Genomic DNA, 19587 nt, shown 5'->3' with positions numbered 1-19587 from the left:
GACGAACCTACTTTTCAGTGAGGGAGCGAACATCCGTCAACTGACGTACGAATTCCCTTGTGTTGATGGCGCGGCGGGGCATCGTCAATCAGGGGACGGCGGTTGCCTCCTCGACTCCCGCCGGCGGACCACCTCCGCTGCGAGCTCGACGCGTGAGGTCATACCCATTTTTCTGAGGATGTTGGACACGTGTGTGCTCACCGTGCGGGGTGAAATACCCAAGTGCGCCGCGGTCTCGGGGTTGGAATGGCCTTCGGCGACGTGATCGGCGATGAGGCGCTCCGTGCTGGTGAGTGCGTTCCATCCGCGACGAGCCCCGTTCCGGGTTGCGCGCCCACCGCGACCTACGCCAAGGGCACGCAGCCGACTGGTGGCGCGAGCGGCGTCCCCGTCGGCCCTCAGGCGGGCATGGATTGCCAACGCCTCGCCGAGAGCGGCACGGGCTTCGGCCGGCCGCCCGTTCCGCGCCAGCAGTTCCGCGGCGTCCGTGTACGCGTGTGCCTCGTCCAGCGGTCGCGGTGCCTGGTGATAACAGCGCGCAGCGTCGAGAAGTAGATCCGGATCCTGCAGCAGCAGTCCTCGGCACCGGTGCGCGTCACCGAGGTGGTACGGAGCGCCACTGATCTCCCCCCTCGCCTGGGCGATGTCGGAGTACCGCCTCGCATGGGCGGTGTCGTTCACGGCCAGGGCGAGTCGGACGAGATCGGGTGTCAGGAAGCCCAGGATCAGTCGCCCGGTCAGATGGCCGGTACCGCGGTCGAACGCGAGCGCGAGCCGTTTGTACGCGCCCTGGGGATTGCGGCGCGCCTCGTCGAGAAGAGCGCCCGCGTACAGCGGCAGGTACTCGTAGAAGCGGGCGAACGTCCCCATGTCCGAAGCCCAGGCCGAGGCGGCCAAATGCGCCTCGGCAACAGCCTCCTGACCCCGATGGACTGCGATGAGAGCCGCCACGGCGCGCAGCGCCCGGTTCATTCCAAAGGCTTCGTCCGACTCGAGCCCCGACTCGACCTCTGCCAGAGCGTCCTCCCAGTCACCTGCGTTGAACGCCAGGAGGGCACAGGAGAGGTGGTACCACGGGAGGAAGATCCCGCCCGCGCGCGACACGGCTTCACGGACCGTGCCCAGCCTGTGCAGCGCCTCCTGGCGACGGTCGAGTTCCGCATAACAGTTGGCCATGGCGAGGTGCAGCCCGATCCATTGCGCGGGAAGCATGGTCTCGGGCGCGAGGCTGGTGGCCTGTTGCGCGAGCTCCAGGGCTTCTGCGTCCGGTGTTTCGAGGAAGCGCTTGGTCGCAAGGGTCTGCAGCGCATAGGCGAGGGCGGGACTGTCGCCGAGTTCGTCGGCCCGGCGCCGCGCCGCCGCGGCCGTCCTTCCTGCCTGGGTGAGGTCGCCCGAGGCGAGCAGGCACAGGGAGCTGAACGCCTGGAACCGCACGGTTTCCACTGGCGGCACGTGGCGACTCACGCATGCCGCCCGGGCCTCTTTGAGCGCGCGGTCGGGCCGGCCTGTGGCGAACGTGGCCTGCACGAGGATCCAGCGCAACGGCGGCTCCAGACCGTGATCGTGTAGACTTGCGAGAGCCGACCGAGCACTTTCCTCCGCTGCGTAAACGTAGCCCCGGCTCAACTGTGCACGCGCGTGGTGCAGGTGCAGCTGATCGCGGAGGGGATCATCGGGGTCGCCGAGCGTGAGGGCTCTTTGGAACAGGCCGAGAGCGAGTTCCGGTGCCCGCGTCGTCAGTTTGGTCCCGGACCGCACGAGCCACGTGGTCAGGAACTTTCCGCTCGCCGGCGCGGCGCGGAGAAGGTGCCCGGCCACTTGCTCGGGCGCGGCGCCGACCTCCGCCAGGGCCTGCGCCGCCTTCAGGTGCAGCATGCCCCTGGTCGAACCCGGCACGGAGTCGTACAGCGAGCGCCGCACGAGGTCGTGACAGAAGACGAGCCTGTCGCCGTCGTCCTGGAGAACACCGGCCGCTTCTGCCTTGGCCAGGACGACCAGCAGTTCGTGCGTCGGCTGGTCCAGGACCGCCGCGAGTCCGGTGACGGTGCAGTCGGCCCCGAGTACGGAAGCGACACGGAGGGCGTGCAGCACCTCATCGTGCAGATACGCCAGCCGATGAGCCGTCAACGCGGGAAGGGACGGCAGCGCGCCATCGACCAGGATCTCCGCGACGCCGCACCGCACCTCGATCGCTCCCTCCCGGCGGAGGGCAGCCGCCAGCTCCGTGAGGTAGAACGGGTTTCCGGCCGCCCCTTCGGCCACACGGAGCAGCCGTGGACCGGGCTCGCCCCCGCACCGGTCCGCCAGTAGTGCCGAGACCGCCGAGGCGTTCAGCGGCTGCAGTTCCAGCGGTGTGACGGTGCCGGCGGCGAGCGTCCGCAAGAGCTGTTCCACTTCCACGACCCTGGGCACCGGACGGCACGCCGCCACCATCAGCAAGGGCAGCTGGCGGCCTGACAGCAGCAGCCGGTGCAGTACCTGCAGGCTTGCCGGATCCGCCCACTGGAGGTCATCGAGCAACAGGGTCACAGGCCCCTGTGCGCACATGCTCTCGACCAGGTCGAGCACCGCGTCGACGCCGGCGTGGTCTGCCACCGATGCCGAGCCCGGGATCCCGTACCGCGCCTCGCCACGCAGCACGTCGGCGGCACGGGCCCGCGCCGCGTCGGTTGGGTCGCCGTCCACGCCCAAAAGACAGGCAGAGATCAAGGCAAACGGCCACTGGCGCTCGGAGTCCTGCGCCGCTCCGCAGAGCACCCGCATCCCTCGCCGCTCCGCGATGGCCGCTGCCAAGCCGAGAAGGGCCGTCTTGCCCAGACCCGGCTCACCGGTCACGATCGCCACTCTCCCCGATCCGGCCGCCGCAGTCGCAGCCAACTCGGCCAGCACCTGCGTCTCGGCCTCGCGACCCACCAGCCGGTCCCCGGTCTTCGCCATCCTGTCATCCCCCGTCACACCGGCCTGGCATCCGGTGAGCCGAAAAGCCACCATCAGCAACCGGACCGTCGTTGCACACATCTGGCCGCCCCTTGGTCACAGAGTCGGCGCACGCCGGTCCGGTCCGGTCCGCTCCCCGGTACTCGGCCTCTGTGCCAGGAGCCCCGCAGACACATGGCGCCGAGCGACGAATTCCACAGACCGCCCTTCCCGTCGCTACGCGTCGGACAGGAGGAGTCAGACCGGCCGATGGCCGGGCGGCCCCGGACGTGCCGTCCACGATGCGAACAGGGGGCATCGGACCACATGGGAACCTTGATACCGGACTGCGCGGCGACCACGGCGCCGAACGCCGGGTGATGCAGGCATGGATGCGGGTATTTCTCCGCTGTGTGGCTTTGGACCGGCCGCCCTAGGGTTGATGGCATGGCTCGGGCACCAGGTTCCCCACGATGAGCGGTGCGCGAGTCCACGGCTCGGGCACCACGTTGCCCCCCATGCGTGGTGTCCGAGCCCATCAGCTACCCGGCGGCCGGATCCAGGAGCCGGTCCCGCCATGTGGCGTACAGGGTTTCGGGATTGCCGAAGTGAGTGGAGGCACGACTTCTGTGTCGGCCCGCAGGACGAGGGCGTCTGCGCTGCTGGGCTGGGCTGTCTGCCAGGATTCGACGCTGCGGGTGGTCGCCGCGACCTGGGCGAGTAGCCGTACTCGGAAGGTACTCCGGTCCCCGTCGTGTCCGCTGTCGCGCAGCGCGTCCCGTGTCCCTTGCCGGCGCCCCAGGTGAAGGTCCTGGCAGGCGAGGGCAAGTCGGGCGTCGCCCGAAGACCATGACCCCCACGACCAGGAGGAGACAGACCTCCACGCCGGTCATCAGCCGCCGCACCCGGGCGGTGATCCGCGTGCCTTTGACCAAGAGACCGGCCATGAGCAGCAACACGGCGACGCCGGTGCCGGGAGGACGGCGGGGCTCGCGGTTCCGGCCGTGTTCGAGCAGCACCGCGGTGGTGGCCGCCGGCGTGTACGCCGGAGCGCTCCCGGCCACCGCCATGACGACCGCGTCGGCTGCGCCCAGTACGTCGGCGCGCAATCCGCTGGTCGAATGCCGTCCGTGGCGGTGGCCGTGGCCGGTTCTGTTCATTCCCGCTCGCCCCAATGCCTGCTGAGCAAGCTCGGCTGACCCGCCGGTGAGACTGCCGACCGCCGTTCGGCGGTTGGCATTTCCAGTGGCATGAGCCCGGGACGCAGGTCGTTCACGCGGCCGTGGGCATTCTGCTCGGAGTCGGCCACACGCTGCCGTAGGTCATGCGGGGCCGCAATGGATTTCCAATGATCCGGTAGGTGGCCACCGGGCGCGATCTCTATTCGGAATGGCTCGTGGGTAGCCGAAGCTGGTTACTGACCGGTCCGTATTCTGCGAGGCGTCGTTCCGGAGGGCGACTGGGCCGTGCTGGCCGGACCGGGGCCCCTTCGACGGACAACTCGGCGAACGGCCCGCCGACAATTCGACCATGCCTGCGCTCAGCGACGGAGGCAGGCTATGACGGATCGTCATGACGGCGCGAATTCGGCCACATCGAATGCGCGTGGCGATAACCTGCCTGCACCCGTCGGAAAGCCCTGCAGATTCTGCTCCCCCAAGGGGCGTGAAGACGGCGTCGAGCCGTCCGGAAAATCAGCTCCGGACGGCTCTCTACTCAAGGGCACGGGACGCCCGGCGGCCAGTTTATTTGTTCTCTTCCATGGGGAGCCATGCGGGTTCGAGTGACACCAGGTGTTCTATTCGCCGCACCGCCTCACTCCGTCTGCCGGCTGGACGGTCGGCGCGGGTGTCCTCCCCGCACGCTGCTGCTCGGTCGGGGCCGTCCCTCGGCGCAGCCGCAGTTATCCGCGCGCAGGTAGGCCGAACAGGTACCGGAGCAGGTAGTTCCGCTCTGTCCGGATGTTCCGCGACCCTGCATCCTGAACGGCCACAAGATCGCGAAAAGACTGCTGCCAGTCTGCCCCTTGTCCGTCCCATCGCCCCAACGCGGGGCCGCCGCGGAGTGCTCTGATGACACTGAACCTCGACCAGTTGGTGATCTTCACTCGGGTCATCGACCGCGGCGGTTTCTCGGCGGCCGCGCAGGAGCTCTTCATGAGCCAGTCGACGGTTTCCAAGCAAATAAGGAGGCTGGAGGCGTCCGTCCGGGCCACGCTGGTGGACCGGACCGGACCCGTTGCTCGTGCGACACCGGCCGGTGAGGTGCTGCTCGCGCAGGCGCGGGAGATCCTGGCCCTGGCCGATCAAGCCGTGGGCGCCGTGCAGCAGGCGACACACGTGCAGCAGCCACGGCTCGTGGTCGGGGGAACCCCCTCACTGGGGACATACGTGCTGCCGTCCCTCGTCCACCAGTTCCGGCAACGCTTCCCCGCGCAGGACTGCGTGCTCGTGGTCGGTCACGCTGCGGACCTCGCCGCGAAGCTCACGAGGGGGGAGATCGGCATCGCCGTGGCCAGCGGTGTATCTCCCGAGGGGGATTTCGTCACGGAAGATCTCGTGCCGGACCCTCTGGTGCTGGTGGCGCGAGCCGATCATCCGCTGGCCGGGCGACCGCTCGAAGCCGCCGAACTGGCATCGGAGACGTTCCTGCTCCGGGAACCAGGGTCCGACACCCATGCGCAGACCTTGGAGATGCTCCGCCGGTGGAGACTGGACTCGGCACCGCACATCGAGGCCTGGGGCACAGAGACGATCAAGCAGGCGGTGCGGGTGAGCCTCGGTGTCTCGCTGATGTCCCGGTACGTCGTGGCCCAGGAGCTGCGGGAGGGACGTTTCTGCCTGCTGGACGTCCGGCCGAGCCCCGAGCCCCGTCGTGTGGTCGTCGCATATGGCCGCCACCGGTCGCTGTCCGCGGCTGAACTGCTCATGCTCATGATCATGCGGGCATCCCGTTGGTGAGGTGCCCCGCTGCTACGGCACCGCACTCGTGCTGGTAGCCGGCTGGCCCCAGGGGCGGGAGGTCCCGGTTGACGGGTGTCGAGCAGTCTGCATATCGTCGTTTGTGGGCGCATCTCAGCAGGTCAGAGTGTCCGGGATCGGCCTTCCCGCAGAACTGACGGGTTTCGTCGGCCGCCGGAATGAGGTGGCCGATATCAGGAACGCGCTCTCGATGGCACGACTGGTCACGCTGACGGGGCCCGGGGGCGTGGGGAAGTCCCGGTTGGCACTCCGGGTGGCCAGTCATATACGCAAAGCCTACGCAGGCGGTGCCGCCTTCGTGGACCTGGCGCCGCTGACGGACGACTCCCTCGTTGCCTACTCGGTCGCAGAGGCCCTGGGCATCGAGGTGGCGCAGTCCCGGGAGGACCCGGTCAAGGCCGTCACCGGCTTTCTGGCCCACCGGCAGGTGCTGCTGGTTCTGGACGACTGCGACCGTCTGGTGGCCCCTTGCGCGGGATTGGCCCACGCCCTGCTGAGGGCCGCTGACCAGGTACGGATACTGGCGACCAGCCGCCGCCTCCTCGGCGTCAGCGGGGAGCACGTGTACGACGTCGAGGCGCTGCCCGTTCCAGGCCCCGAGACCGAGGGCCGTTTGACGGCGGAGGCGGCTGCCGCGGGGTACCCAGGGCTGGAGCTGTTCGCCGAACGCGGCAGAGCGGTGGGCGGATTCCGGCTCACGGACGAGAACTGGCCCACGGTCGCCCAGCTGTGCCGACGCCTGGACGGGCTGCCCTTGGCCATCGAACTGGCCGCGGTGCGGACCAGGGTCCTGTCCCCGCGGCAGATCCTCGAACGGCTGGACGACTGGACAGGGCTGCTCGTAAACGTCGACCGGAACGCCCCGCACCATCACCGCACGTTGCGGGCGGCGATGGACTGGAGCCACGACATGTGTTCCCCGGCCGAGCGGTTGCTGTGGGCCAGGGCCTCGGTCTTCTCGGGCCGCTTCGGCCTCGAGGCGGTGGAGGGGGTGTGCGGCGGGGACGGCCTGCCGGCCGGCCAGGTCCTGGAGGCCGTCACCGGGCTGGTGGACAAGTCGGTACTGGTGCGCGAGGAGCATGCCGGACACGTACGGTTCCGCATGCTGGAAACCGTCGCCCGGTACGGACGGGACAGACTGACCGGCCTGAACGAACGCGACACGGTGGCATGGCGGCACAGAGACTGGTTCATGGGGCTCGCGGAGCAGATGGAGGCCGCCTGGTACGGGCCCGACCAGATGAGGTGGAGCAACCGGATGCGCGCCGCGCAGGACGACCTGCGCGCCGCCTTGCGGTTCTGTCTCGACACTCCGGGCGAGGGGCAGGCCGGACTGGCGATGGCGGCGTCCCTGCACTTCTACTGGTTCTCCTGCGGTCATCTGACAGAGGGACGCATGTGGCTGGAGCGGTTCCTGGACTGCGAGCAGGCGCCCACCCCGGCACGGGCGAGGGCCCTGAGGGTGCTGGGGCTCCTTGCAGGTATGCAGGCCGACAGGGAGGCGGCGGTCAGCGCACTTGGCGAGTGCCAGGCGCTGGCCGGCCAGCTGGGTGACCCGTTCCTGAGTGCCGCAGCCGACGCCGCCCGTGCCCTGGCAGCCCTGAACCGTGGACTGCTGCGGGAAGCCGTGGCGCTGGCGGAGCAGGCACTGGCCTGCCCGCAGTACGCGCGGCACCCCGACCACTTCCAGGCTGCCGCCGTGGCGGGCTGCGCGCTGGCGCTGGCGGACGAGCGCGACCGGGCGGCGACCATGGTGGCAGAGCTCCGCCGACTCGCCGAGAGGACCGGTGCCGAATCGATCCGATGCCGCGCACTCCTGGGGGCCGTGATGGCCGGCAGGGCAGATGCCGCCGACGACGAGCGGCGGGCACGCAAGGCCCTGGCCATCGCGCGTGACCTCAACGACGCACCCATGATCAGTCTCGCACTGCTGCTGGTGGCCTGGGCGGCCATCAGCGCGGAGGAGCACGAGCGCGGAGCAGTGATCCTGGGTATCTGTCACAGGACCTGGAACCTCGTAGGAGTGCAGGAGGCGGCGGCCGCCTTCATGAACGACCGGTTCGAGACCAGGGCCCGCCTGGCGCTCGGCGATGCCGCCTACCTGGACGCGACAGCACGCGGCGAGCGGTTCGACATGGGATCCGGTATCAGCTACGCCCTCGCGGCCGAGTCCTCGCCCGAGCGCAGTGCGACCGGGCGAGGAACGGGGCCGAACGCGCGGAAACGGGCTAGCGGGCCGCTCACCGCACGTGAGCAGCAGGTGGCGAAACTTGTCGCACTGGGGCTGTCGAACAGGGAGATCGCCGCCCGGCTGCTCATCTCTCCACGGACCGTCGACGGCCATGTGCAGCGCATTCTGGCCAAGCTGGGCATCAGCTCCCGCAGCAGGATCGCCACCTGGGTCGCGCAGCAGGACGATGCCTGACTCTGGAGCGCCACCGGCTGCTGCCCCGACATTCGCCGGCCGCCGGCCGCCGCAGAGCCCTGCGGCGGCCGACGAACGGAGGGTGCTCCCGCGATTCGGATCACCTCAACTCGTCAGCCGTCGCTCCCTGGACTTGGTGAGTACGCAACTGACACGCTCGATCAACGTGATGAGGGCGTTCTTGCAGGATTCACGTTCGCGGGCGTCGCAGAGCACGACAGGCGTGCCCGCCGTCAGATCGAGTGCTCGTCCGACGTCCTGCGGAGTGTAGTGCTTGGCTCCCTCGAAGCAGTTGACTGCAACAACGAACGGGATTCTTCTGCGCTCGAAGAAATCGACGGCCGGGAAACTGTCTGCAAGGCGGCGGGTATCAGCGAGAACCAGTGCTCCCAGAGCTCCTTGAGACAGGTCGTCCCACAGGAACCAGAACCTGTCCTGACCCGGGGTGCCGAACAGGTAGACCGCGAGACCGTCTCGGATGGTGATCTTGCCGAAGTCCATGGCGACAGTTGTCGTGGTCTTGGTCTCGACCCCCTTGAGGTCGTCTGTGGGGCTACTCAGTTCGCTGAGCCTTTCCTCGGTACGCAAAGGGCGGATCTCGCTGACCGCGCCGACGAGGGTGGTCTTGCCCGCCCCGAAACCTCCGGCTACAAGGATCTTGAGCGTCAGCAATTCGATCGGCGTGTCGTCACAGTGCGCGGAGTCCATTGATCACTTCCCTGAGAATACGCACGTCTGGGAGCTCGGCGGGGGGGACAGGGGGGCTGACTCGGATACAACCGAAACGGAGTAGATCGCTCAACAGGACCCGTATCACGCTCACCGGCAGGTCGCATTCGGCTGCGATATCCGCGACCGGCTGCGGTCCTTCCCGGCAAAGACGAAGAATTGAAGACTGCTCGGGTGTCAGCGTCTGGCCGTCCAGTGGTGTTGTGCTGCCGTAGACGACCGTCATCAGGTCGAATGTCTCGCCGGCCGGACGAGCACGGCCCGCGGTGATTGCGTACAGACGTACGATGGGGCCTGCTTCGTCGTCATACCACTGCGGAGAATCGGTCATGCGGGGGTCACTCTGCTCGGCGCGTTTGTATCCACGGCGCGCGAGGGCGTGGACAGGTGCTCACCGACTCGCTTCACCAGCGCCGCCATTTCATAGGCCACCAGGCCCACATCTGCTCCCGTGTCGCTGAAGACCGCGAGGCAGGAACCCGCGCCCGCTGCCACCACGAAAAGCAGGCCACCCTCCAGTTCAACCATGCTCTGGATCACACCTCCGGCACTGAAATGGCGGCCGGCACCCTTGGCGAGGCTGTGGAATCCCGAGGATATGGCGGCAAACACTTCGGCGTCCGCGCGGGACACATCTTGGGAGACGCCAACCACCAGGCCGTCGTCCGACAGCACCACCGCGTGCCGGATCTGTGTCACACGGGAGGCCAAGTCGTCCAGGAGCCAGTTGAGCTCACCGATGCCGTTCGTGTGGGAGTTCATGATCTTTCTCCTTGCGATGGCTTCTCAGTGTTCGTTGATGCCGCAGATGCTTCCTGACCGCGTTGCCAGCCGGCCCGCAGACGATTCATGAGAGCTTGCGCTTCCTCCGGAGAGCGCCACGAAACGGGATGCGGGTGCGCCGACGTCCCGGTCGGGTTCTGCTGCCGGGTGTGTTGAGGGGCATCGCGGAGCTGAGGCGCAAGGCTCGCCTGCCGCACACGACGCGGTAGGCCGGAGGGATCCTGAGCGGGAGACGCGCTGGGGGGCTCGTCATCCGTGCCAGGAAGGGACGGTGTCTCCGGGGAGGATCGATGCGGTTTCCCGGCTTGGAGCGAGGCCGGACGTGGTACGGCATGCCCCCGCCGGTGCAGTGGTGTGACCTGGTGCAGGTGCGCGGTTGGAGAGGGTGACTCGTGGCGCTCGGCCGGGGGTGCCGTCGCTTGGGGTGGCGGCGGTGCCAGCAGCCTGTCGGGGATCAGCACAACCGCCAGCACGCCTCCGTAGGAGGAGCGCTGGAGCGTGACCGAGACGTTCTGGCGGTGTGAGAGACGGTTGACGACGAACAAGCCGAGCTGCTGGGTCTCCTGGAGATCCACCTCCGCTTGGCAGATCCGGCCATTGGCCTCGGCCATGGCGTCCGGGCCCATACCGAGCCCTCGGTCCTCGACCTCCAGGACCACTCCGCTGCCCACCTGTTCGCCACGGACGATCACCTTGGTGTGCGGGGGCGAGAAGACCACGGCATTCTCGACCAGTTCGGCCAGCAGATGGGTGATGTCCGCGATTGCCGGGCCTGCCATATGGGCTTCGGGGATTCCGAGAACGTCGACGCGCGGATAGTCCTCCACCTCGGAGACAGCGGCCCGCACCACATCCATGACCGGCACCGGATTGCGCCAGCCCCTCGCGGGCGGCGCACCCGACAGAATGACCAGACTTTCCGCCTGACGGCGCATGCGACTGGTGAGGTGGTCCAGGCGGAACAGATCCTCGAGTTCTGCAGGATTGTCCGATCTCCGCTCCATCTCGTCCAGGAGTGACAGCTGGCGGTGGAGCAGCACCTGACTTCTGCGCGCCAGGTTCACATAGACGCTGGAGATACCGCTGAGAACAGCGGCGCGTTCCACGGTTGCCCTGAGCTTCGCCCGCTCGACGGCACCCACGAGTACGACCCGGTGGACCACTCTGAGTGCTGCACGCACCTGTCCCAGCGTGTCGTCCTCGTGCGGCTGCAGGGGAGTGGCCTCAACATCGATGTCGACCTCTTCTCCCCCGTCCACCCGTTCCAGGCTCCGGGGGAGCTCGTGGCGGGCCAGGTGCAGGGCGGCGTTGCGCAGACCGACCAGGTCCACGATGAGTGTGCGCCCGATCTGCACGGCGGCAAGCATCGAGAACAGCACACCTGCCAGGCCCACGATGATCGCGGCACCAGAGCCGCCCAGCAGATCGAAGCCGATGTTGTTCCCACTGTCCGGCGAGGGAAGAGGGATTGCCTGTTCTGTCTTGTCAAGTTGAAGAAGCATGGATTGAGCTGGTTTGTTCCACGCCACAGCGGACACCGCACGGGCCGCCCCAGCACCGGCACCCGCCCGCTCCACAGCTGATTCCAGTGACCGCACCGTCTGATAGGACGGGCTGGCCAACATCGTGCGATAGAGCACTCCGGCCCGAGGGGGCAGGTCTCCAGCCTCCAGTTCCATACCGAACAGAACCGCGCGTGCGTCCGCGGCGCTCAGGAATGTATTGTGCTGGCTCTTCCTCATCTGCCCGGAGGCCTGGGCGGCACCCGCCAGATCGTTCTCCTGAGCAATTGTTTCCTTGGCCTGTGAGACCTGGAGAAGTGCGAATGAGGCCTCGGAGTTGTCTCTGTGCTGGAGTTCGGAAAGCGCGCGGTCGAGCTCGAAGCAGTGCTGGATCGCCTTGCTGTAGGTCGTGAAGACCACATCCAGGGTGTCGGTGCCTGCGGCGACTGCCTCACGCAGTTTCGGCAGGCCCTCCGCGTCCTGCAGCAGCAGGTCAATGCGATCGGGCAGCTCGCTCCCCACCGTTGCGGCATCCGAGCTGCTTGCGTCGACTTCATTGCGCAGCACGCCGATTGCTGCCTCGGTGCGTGCCGCCTGCATGCCGAGGTTGCTCCTGTGGCGGTCGGTGGGGTCCGTCAGGTAGCTGACCGCCGCACTGCGTTCAGCTTGCACGGAGGTCACGAATGTCCGCGCCGGTTGAAGCAGGGCGCCCTCGACGTGTCTGACGCGTGCTGTCTCCGCGAGGTCCTCCGCGGTGGTGACCGCTGCAAGGGCCACCAGCACCATCAGGGACACCACAGGTGGGACGAGCAGCGCGGTCATTCTGGCTCGCACCGATGCGGCCCGGGGCCGCGTCGGCCGGAGGGAACGCCCCTGCGGCAACTGCCCGTGCGCCGGGTTCGGCGCAGGGGCCGGTGGAACACCGGGCAGTTGCCCCTGCTCTCGTGGCTCCTGGGGAGCCGGCGTCTGGCGTACGACCATGACTTCCTCAATCGGGATGTAGATGCGAAAGGGCGACAGGCACATCAAGGGAGCGGCCATGTCCGGGTGCGAGCCGGGCCGTCGTACGGGTCGGGGCTCGAAGTCAGTCACCAAGGGGAAGAAGAGGGCCGTCCAGCTGATCGACGAGCTCCGACTCCGCCAGTTCGACCGCCGTCGGTGACAGGGCGACGAACGCGCAGAGGACGAGGAGGGTACAACCCGCCACGACGACGAGCGGGAAGACGAACCCGACATCGCTTGCTCCGGGCAACGGAGCCCTCTGCGGCTTGAGATTGATTCGCGTCGCAGCAATGGCTGCCTGGTTCATGCCGCTGATCGCCAGGCCCATCACCAGCGGGCCCGCTACCGCGCCCCGCCTTCCACGTGTGGAGACGGTGACCCACAATGCCGCCACAGAGCCAACGACGGCGATCAGAGCCGAGACGACGGCCATCAGCGGATCGCGGACCATGACCCCGTGCAAACGGAGCGCGGCCGTCCCGAGGAGATGCATCGTCACGACGCCGAGCCCTGTGCCGAGGCCCCCGAGGATCAGGGCGTGCGTTCGTGACCGTATGTAGCCGACCATGAGGAGACCCAGCCCGACGACGACCATCGTGACCAACAGGCTCAGCAGGGTCAGCGGCACGTCGTATCTGATCTCCGTGCCTTTGACTGTGACGCCGAGCACTGCGATGAGGGACGATATCCAGATGCCGGAGCCGATGGACGTCGCGGCGGTGAGTAGCCAGTTGAGCCGTGAGGCCCCGGTCGCATCGCGCGCCCGGATGATGCATCGCAGTCCAAGTGCGCCTCCGATGCAAGCCATCGCACAGGAAAACAGTGCAGGTGTCAGCCCTCCGCTGGAGACCTGCAGCATCTCGCTCATTTATGCCCTTCTGCCGCTCTCCTCGAGTGCGAGGAAGCGAAGTGCGGAATCGCGGATCGATGACGTCAGGAGCTGAGGCGTGATGTACCAGCTAAGTGCCTCGCAATGTATGGCGTGAACGATCGCTTCGGGATCACGAGAAAACGGCGGGTGCAGCAGGCGGAGAGATTCCGGGAACGGCAAGTGCGCCGCGACGTACGCGGCAAGTGGACGTTGCCGAGGTCCTTGTTGGTTCGGTACGTGGGCCAACAGTTTCCGCCGGAATTGCAACGGCCTCCCGCAGGGTGTGGTGGCGCGGTGTTGCCGAGCGACGGAACCACCATTGGATATTTCCTCCGTATCGATACATGTAGAGGGCATGCTGCACGGCCTGTCCTCGTGCATCGACTCATGTGGTTGCGTGCTGCGACGGGCCAGGTGACGCCTCGGGAAGCGCAATCTATTCCGGGTGGCTGCCGTGGGCCAGAGCTGGTGGATTCCGTTTCGTCATAGCTGGAGTGGCGGGGACTGCAGGGGCAGCGGACCGTGCTGTGTCAGCCTCGGCCGCTTGCGACGCCCGTCAGTTCAACCGGACTTGCTGAGCTGGCCGGGGAGGGCTGCGGTGTGCCGGCTGTCGCGTCGGGTGGGGGCCGCGTTCCACAGCTGCCCCAGGTCTTCGCGATCACGGTTCTGGTCAGCGGCCCGGGGGAGGACGGCTGTCTGTAGGGCCTGATGCTGGAGGGGCGGCACAACTCGACCCGGAAGACGGTCTGGCGGCTTCCGGCCGGCAACGGGTACAGCACGCACGAGTTCGTCAGACAGTCCGCGTGCGGATGCTCTCCAGGACGCCGGCGTGCTGGGCAAGCAAGCCAACTACCAGGCGGTGGAGAACACAACCAAGGCGCTGACCGCTCGCCCGGCGCCCCGGTCGCGGCGCGCCCGGCCCTGGACACCTTGTTCGGGAGAGCAAGGGTTTTTGGGAATCAATTCCCATGGTTCTGGATTGCGCCACCCGGATGTGCAGGCCTCACCGCATCACCAAACGACCTCGGTAGCCCGAAACAACGGAACTCTGAAGCAGGACCGCACCGGCCTGCGAGACCGCCTGCCGACCGCAGCCGACCACATCACCGCCACCCGCCTGGCCCTGGCTCAACTACCGAAGAAGTACCGGCGCGGGCGGCAGACCCTGATCCGCACCGGACCCGCGGGCCGCACCCACGACTTCGTCGCCTGGCTCGCCCAGCGCGGACGCTGGCTCTCCTGCTCCGTCGGCATGGTGATCAGCGAAGCGATCCACCAGCATGTACTGAAAGTCCCCGCATCGGCCTGGACCCCGGTGGTCGAGGCGGACGGCGAGATCCGCGAGGGGGCCTGGGTCGCCGAACTCACCGGCAACATCCTCGCCGGGCGGCCGAAGCAGATGTGGCTGATCGTGCGGAAGGAAGGGCCGCTTTCCGGGGCTCAGTTCAGGCTGACCGACGCGGACGGTATGCGGCTCACCTGCTTCGCCACCAACACCACCGGTCAGCCGACCGCCGAACTCGAGCTCCATCACCGGCTGCGGGCCCGTGCGGAGGACCGGATCCGGGCCGCCCGGTCCACCGGCCTGCGGAACCTGCCCCTGAAGCACACCGCCCAGAACCGCATCTGGCTGGAGATCGTCCAGATCGCTCTGGACCTGCTGGCCTGGATGCCGATGCTCGCGCTGACCGGCAAGGCCAGGCTCTGGGAGCCCCGACGCCTGCGGCTCAGCCTGTTCACCGCGGCGGGCCAGAGCTCGTCACCACCGGCCGCCGACGGATCCTCCGCCTGGCCCCCACTGGCCCTGGACCCGCCACACCACCGGCGCCCTCCAGCGGATCGCCCAACTACCGGATCCCGGCCGACCAGCAGATGCACCGTCCCGACGACAGCACGACCGGCCCGGAGCAGTGGAACCCGGCGCCCACCCGAGGCGACACCCGGGGTGCTGGTCTGCCCACGCTCAGCTGAAGAACGCCTGATGGCCCACCGATTCCGTCGGCGGACCGTTCACGAAAGTTCGAGATTAGTTCACGAGTGTCCCTGTTCTCATACTTTACGTCTGCGGTTTTGCGCCCTGTCGTGACCAACGCCGTGGCGTTCAGCCACTTGAGTGTTGAATTGCCCCGATCGCAAGCAGCGGGCCGGGGCGGCTCACCATCGATGCCCGGTTCACCATCGGCATGAACCGTAAGTCATCAAGCATCACAGAATGCAGTCGCGTTGACGCAGAACAGCTACTCAAGTGCAGCTATGCCAGCAAAGCATAAAGGCATCGATGGAAGAGGGCAGCCTTTAGTCTCCTCTTCAGGCCAACGAAGGGGGGTTCGCAGTGCCCGAACAGGAGAAGGCAATTGCTGGCCGGTACCGCCTGGTGGAGCCTCTGGGCGCCGGTGGCATGGGAAGTGTCTGGCGAGCGGTGGACGACCTGCTGGGTCGTCACGTTGCCGTCAAAAAGCTGCACATACCCCCGCAGTTAAGTGATAGGGCGATCGAAGAGCTGCATGAACGTGCACGTCACGAAGCCCACAGCGTTGCCCGGGTCGTAAATCCTCACGTCGTCGCGGTATATGATGTCGTCGACGACGAGGGGTTGCCGTGCATCATCATGGAGTACGTGGCCTCGGTAACGCTTGCCGATGTCCTTAAGCAGCGTGGCCGACTACCAGTCGGAGAGGCCACGCGGATCGTACGGAGCATCGTCGCCGCGCTCGGCGCCGCACACGCTGTTGGGGTTGTGCATCGGGATGTCAAGCCAGCAAACGTTCTGCTCGGGTTTGATGGCCGAGTCGTGCTCACCGATTTTGGAATCGCCACCGCCTCCGGCACGGAATCGCCGGCCGTGGCCGACGAGTTGCTGGGAACCATCAACTACCTTGCACCAGAGCGTGTCAAGGGGGGGAATGGGGTGTCGGTCCCTGCATCAGACCTGTGGTCTCTTGGGGTGGTCCTTTACCAGATGGTGGAGGGTCGGCAGCCGTTCTCGAGCACTGCTCCGATGGAGTTGCTCGACATCATTGCCACGGATTCCTACGAGCCGCCGCGCAACGCGGGTGTCATGGCCCCGGTGATCGAGGACCTGCTTGTCAAGGAACCAGGGCTGCGGATCGGCGTCGAGGAGATACGGCGCCGACTGGATGCCATTGCCGACAGCGTGCACCCGGCGCCGGTCGTGCGTGCTGCCTGGAAGGACCCACCTGCGGTGGTTCCCCTCCAGGTCACTGCGGCTGGAACGCGTAGGCGCCGGACCGCAGGGCGCAGGACAAAGCTACTGATCCTGGCGGTCGCGATGGCAGCCCGCGTGGCGTTCTCGCCGGCCAGCGAAGACACGAATTACGTCGACGGGGCCCACTCGGCCGTCGGCGCAGCGCCCAGTGCCGGAATATCGCAGCCCCCTCCTTCTTCGGCCTCGCTCTCGAAGAGCCACCACGCGGTCAAGGAAAGCGGTGGTTTGTCGCTTCCTGTGTCTGATGGATGGACCCGCATGGCACTGCCTGGTGGGGGAATCTCCTACTCAGACCCCACTGGCCTGGTGCACCTGTGGATCCGGGTGACCCCGTTCGCCGGCGCGGACCCGATGCAGCCCTGGCGTGATCGGGAGGAGGCTCAAACACGCAGGCACAACCTGAGATATCGGCGTGTGCGTATGAATGATGCAGTGTTCCGGGGCCAGCCGGCCGGCTATTGGGAGTTCACCTTCCTTGCACGGGCTCGGGAGTTCCACGCGATCGAGCTCGCCTTCGTCGACCGGCACCGAAAGCGGTGCGTGCTCTACTTCTCCGCGCCGGCCGTTCTGTGGAGGAGGGACCGCTCGGTCTTCGACACCGCCGTCGATGGGTTGCGGTTGAACCCGTAATCGGCCGGACAACTGGGCTGGTGGAACTCCGCTACGGCGGCCTGATCAGCAGGGGAGCAGCCGAGACGGTCGCCTCGAACATCCGCATGATGTTCGTCAGGCCATCTGTGAGGCACGTCCGCGCCCAGTCCGACACCGTGAGCTCTTTCAGCGTTGCCGCTCCAAGGTGAGGACGGCTGCGGAGATTGACGGCATTCGATTCGGGCTGCCTCGGGCTTTGCGGAAGACCGCCAGGACTTCAGTCGTGCGACGCCGCGCTCGACCGGTGCCCGTGCGGCGGTCAGTGCGCGGTTGATGGTTCGTTGGGTGGGCGTGAGGCCACGGCCCGGTGGGCGTCTGAGGGGTGTCGTCACCCACGGGCCGGCTCCCGTGTATGCGCGGTCGGCGAGGACCGGAACGCCCTGACGCTCGCAGATCCGGAGGATCCGGGCTGCGGTCAGGTGGTGTGCACGGCCGGGCAGTGCGGGTGAGATCCACAGCAGTCGGCCATGCGGATCGGTCACGAGCCGCACGTGCACGCCGTGTCGGAGGTGTTTGTGGGAGTAGTCGGCCCGGCTGTCGCCGACTCGGTCGCACTCCGTCAGGGTGCCGTCGGGCAGAACGTGCTCGGGGTCGGCCTCGCGCAGGACGTGCAGCAGGCCGGGCGCGCGGTTGGCGAGCAGGTCAATGACGTCTGCGACGTAGGCGTGGGCGGTGCCGACGGCGATGCCGAAGCCTGCGGCGATCTGCGCGGGGTGTCGTGCCGGCGCAGATACACCAGGCCGACCAGGGCATGCCGGTGCGGCGGGAGCTTGCAACGGCGGTCACCCTTGCGGGTGACGATGAGCATCGTGACCCACGCGACCAGTGCATGAGACAGGTCGAGTGCGGCAGGGTGGGGAACCAACGCGGCTTCTGTGCCTTTGGGTTGAGACTTCGAACAACTCACCCAACGGCACAGGAGCCTCGTGCGTTGCGCGCCCTGACCCCATCACCCGATCAGTGGCCACGCTGAAAAGGCTCCGTCAACGACAATCCGGGCACCGCCAGTTCCACTTTGGTCAAGCCCTTGCTCCGTCCCGGTCCAGGTCGGATCCGCCGCCGCACCGACTTCGTCGGTGTCTTCCCTTGTCGCGACACTGTCCTGCGTCAGGTCTTCGCTGTGCTCGCCGAGCATTCCGACGAATGGACCGAGCAACGCCACTGTGTCGGTCCCGACATCCTCGCCCACGGACAGGGCACCGCATCGGCCGCGACCAACGGCCCGCGCCCAGGGACCAGCCAAGCCCCGGGCGGCTGAGCCATGTGCGGGAGCAAGATTCCCCGGCTGTCACAGCACCTGCCATGAACCACGTCCGTGGGGTGACCAAAGGTGGCCGTGGCAGGTAGGCTGGCAAACCGTTCCGTGGACGGCCCGGTGATGAGCGCCCGACCGCTCACCCGAAGTCTTTGTGGTTCACCGCGGAATTGGCCGCACCCATGTCCTCGCATGCCTATCGTCCGATGACGGACCCAATCCGGTGGGCGCGCCCATGAGCTGCGGACACGGCAGAGACGCGCGATCCGGATCACGCACTGTTCAGCAGACGTAACCGCCTTGAGCGGCCTCCGAGGGCAAGTACCAAGACACGTATTTTTACGCTGTCCGACGCCGGGGCGGCTGGACAAGATAGTGCTCCAGTCGACAGATTCCGTCGCAGGGGCTGATCTCGATCCTCAGTGCGGCGGCACATCCCAAGGGTGTCCATGATCGTATTGTTCATGGAATTCCCGGATGCAGCGACCTGCGCGTTCAGCCGCAATACCAGAGAGGCAGTGGATTGGCTTTGTCTTTCTGGGGACTCGGACGTGTCATGGTGCGATCGGTGATGTGCGCTGTGCCGGCTGGCAGATCGTCCTGGAGTGAGTGAGACGTCATGAAATCAGTTACCGCCTGTCGCGCGCGTCAATTTCTGCGAACCGTCCGCCGCACGATCAGCATCCTCGTGGGTGCGGTAATCAGTGTTGTTCTGTTCGGCGACTATTGTGATTGCGCTGCAGTGGTTTGTCCTCGCCGTGCGATCACCTCGATGGGCGACGGCAGCTCTCAGGAATGTCTGCTGGCCTCGACGAGAACAGTTTCACCGAAGACCAGTCACCAAGGATCAGGAAATCCAGAGCATGGGCATGCATCGCAAAATTCGAGTGGGCCGAACGCGTAAGTGGGTTACGGCAGCAACGGCTACCGGGGCTCTCACAGCTGCGTTTGTCGTCTCGGAGACATCAGCCATGGCCAACAGCAAGCCGAGCGGGATCGAGAGCCCCCTCCCCACCTGTGGCGAGTCCTCATCCTCAGGCGCAACGCCGCACCACACACACGCGAGCTCGCCCACGGCGGCGCCGACCGCGACAACCCGGACCTCTCCCGTCCGGACCACGCCGGAGCAAGGATCTGGCAAGGGCACTCAGCAGGGTGTGTACCAGGCTTTTCCGGGTGATGGTTTCTTCGTCTCTGGGAAGTCGAGTCCGGTGATTCGGGCTTTGGCGGAGCGTCTTGCTGCGGG

Annotated in this window: 10 protein-coding genes and 3 pseudogenes; 5 read left to right on the top strand and 8 right to left on the bottom strand. The window is 67.0% G+C overall.

Annotation, left to right across the window (positions count from 1 at the left end; all coding sequences use genetic code 11):
- Positions 1-84 precede the first annotated feature (84 nt).
- On the bottom strand, positions 85-2937 hold the full coding sequence (locus ACH4UM_RS22440; RefSeq protein ID WP_398181956.1) for an AAA family ATPase: 2853 nt from the start codon (positions 2935-2937) through the stop codon (positions 85-87).
- A gap of 937 nt (positions 2938-3874) precedes the next feature.
- Positions 3875-4076, bottom strand: a pseudogene (locus ACH4UM_RS22435) (hypothetical protein); the annotation flags it as partial.
- Positions 4077-4988: 912 nt separating this feature from the next.
- On the opposite strand from ACH4UM_RS22435, the gene ACH4UM_RS22430 reads away from it, so the two are divergent.
- The gene (locus ACH4UM_RS22430; protein WP_398181953.1) at positions 4989-5876 is read left to right on the top strand and encodes a LysR family transcriptional regulator; all 888 of its coding nucleotides are present in this window, start codon (positions 4989-4991) and stop codon (positions 5874-5876) included.
- 1 nt (position 5877) lies between these two features.
- Positions 5878-8322 carry an ATP-binding protein gene (locus tag ACH4UM_RS22425; protein WP_398181950.1) on the top strand — a complete coding sequence of 815 codons (2445 nt, stop codon included), beginning with the start codon at positions 5878-5880 and terminating at the stop codon, positions 8320-8322.
- 105 nt (positions 8323-8427) lie between these two features.
- Here ACH4UM_RS22425 and ACH4UM_RS22420 read toward each other — a convergent pair whose 3' ends face one another.
- The 5 genes from ACH4UM_RS22420 to ACH4UM_RS22400 form a co-directional block, all read right to left on the bottom strand.
- Positions 8428-9030 carry a GTP-binding protein gene (locus tag ACH4UM_RS22420; protein ID WP_398181948.1) on the bottom strand — a complete coding sequence of 201 codons (603 nt, stop codon included), beginning with the start codon at positions 9028-9030 and terminating at the stop codon, positions 8428-8430.
- Positions 9011-9382, bottom strand: a complete 372-nt coding sequence (locus tag ACH4UM_RS22415) for a DUF742 domain-containing protein (protein WP_398181945.1) — start codon at positions 9380-9382, stop codon at positions 9011-9013. The genes ACH4UM_RS22420 and ACH4UM_RS22415 overlap by 20 nt, the downstream gene beginning before the upstream one ends.
- Positions 9379-9813 carry a roadblock/LC7 domain-containing protein gene (locus ACH4UM_RS22410; RefSeq protein WP_398181942.1) on the bottom strand — a complete coding sequence of 145 codons (435 nt, stop codon included), beginning with the start codon at positions 9811-9813 and terminating at the stop codon, positions 9379-9381. Before ACH4UM_RS22410 ends, ACH4UM_RS22415 begins: the two co-directional genes overlap by 4 nt.
- Positions 9810-12158: a nitrate- and nitrite sensing domain-containing protein gene (locus ACH4UM_RS22405; RefSeq protein ID WP_398181939.1), complete on the bottom strand. Its 2349-nt coding sequence runs from the start codon at positions 12156-12158 to the stop codon at positions 9810-9812. The genes ACH4UM_RS22410 and ACH4UM_RS22405 overlap by 4 nt, the downstream gene beginning before the upstream one ends.
- Positions 12159-12420: 262 nt before the next feature.
- On the bottom strand, positions 12421-13206 hold the full coding sequence (locus ACH4UM_RS22400; RefSeq protein WP_398181936.1) for an MHYT domain-containing protein: 786 nt from the start codon (positions 13204-13206) through the stop codon (positions 12421-12423).
- A 1090-nt stretch (positions 13207-14296) separates the two neighbouring features.
- Here ACH4UM_RS22400 and ACH4UM_RS22395 point away from each other — a divergent pair.
- Positions 14297-15071, top strand: a pseudogene (locus tag ACH4UM_RS22395) (transposase); the annotation flags it as partial.
- Positions 15072-15541: 470 nt separating this feature from the next.
- Positions 15542-17065: a serine/threonine-protein kinase gene (locus ACH4UM_RS22390; protein WP_398181934.1), complete on the top strand. Its 1524-nt coding sequence runs from the start codon at positions 15542-15544 to the stop codon at positions 17063-17065.
- A 147-nt stretch (positions 17066-17212) separates the two neighbouring features.
- Here ACH4UM_RS22390 and ACH4UM_RS22385 read toward each other — a convergent pair.
- Positions 17213-17951 (bottom strand): annotated as a pseudogene (locus tag ACH4UM_RS22385) (transposase family protein).
- A 150-nt stretch (positions 17952-18101) separates the two neighbouring features.
- On the opposite strand from ACH4UM_RS22385, the gene ACH4UM_RS22380 reads away from it, so the two are divergent.
- Complete coding sequence (locus ACH4UM_RS22380; RefSeq protein ID WP_398181931.1) at positions 18102-18344, top strand: transposase; 243 nt, start codon at positions 18102-18104, stop codon at positions 18342-18344.
- Positions 18345-19587 lie beyond the last annotated feature (1243 nt).

Origin of the sequence: Streptomyces sp. NPDC020801 (assembly GCF_044334385.1) — a bacterium.
In the GTDB taxonomy this organism is placed as follows: domain Bacteria; phylum Actinomycetota; class Actinomycetes; order Streptomycetales; family Streptomycetaceae; genus Streptomyces.
Note: the sequence above shows the minus strand (reverse complement) of the source record. Positions and strands in the feature narration are given on the sequence as shown.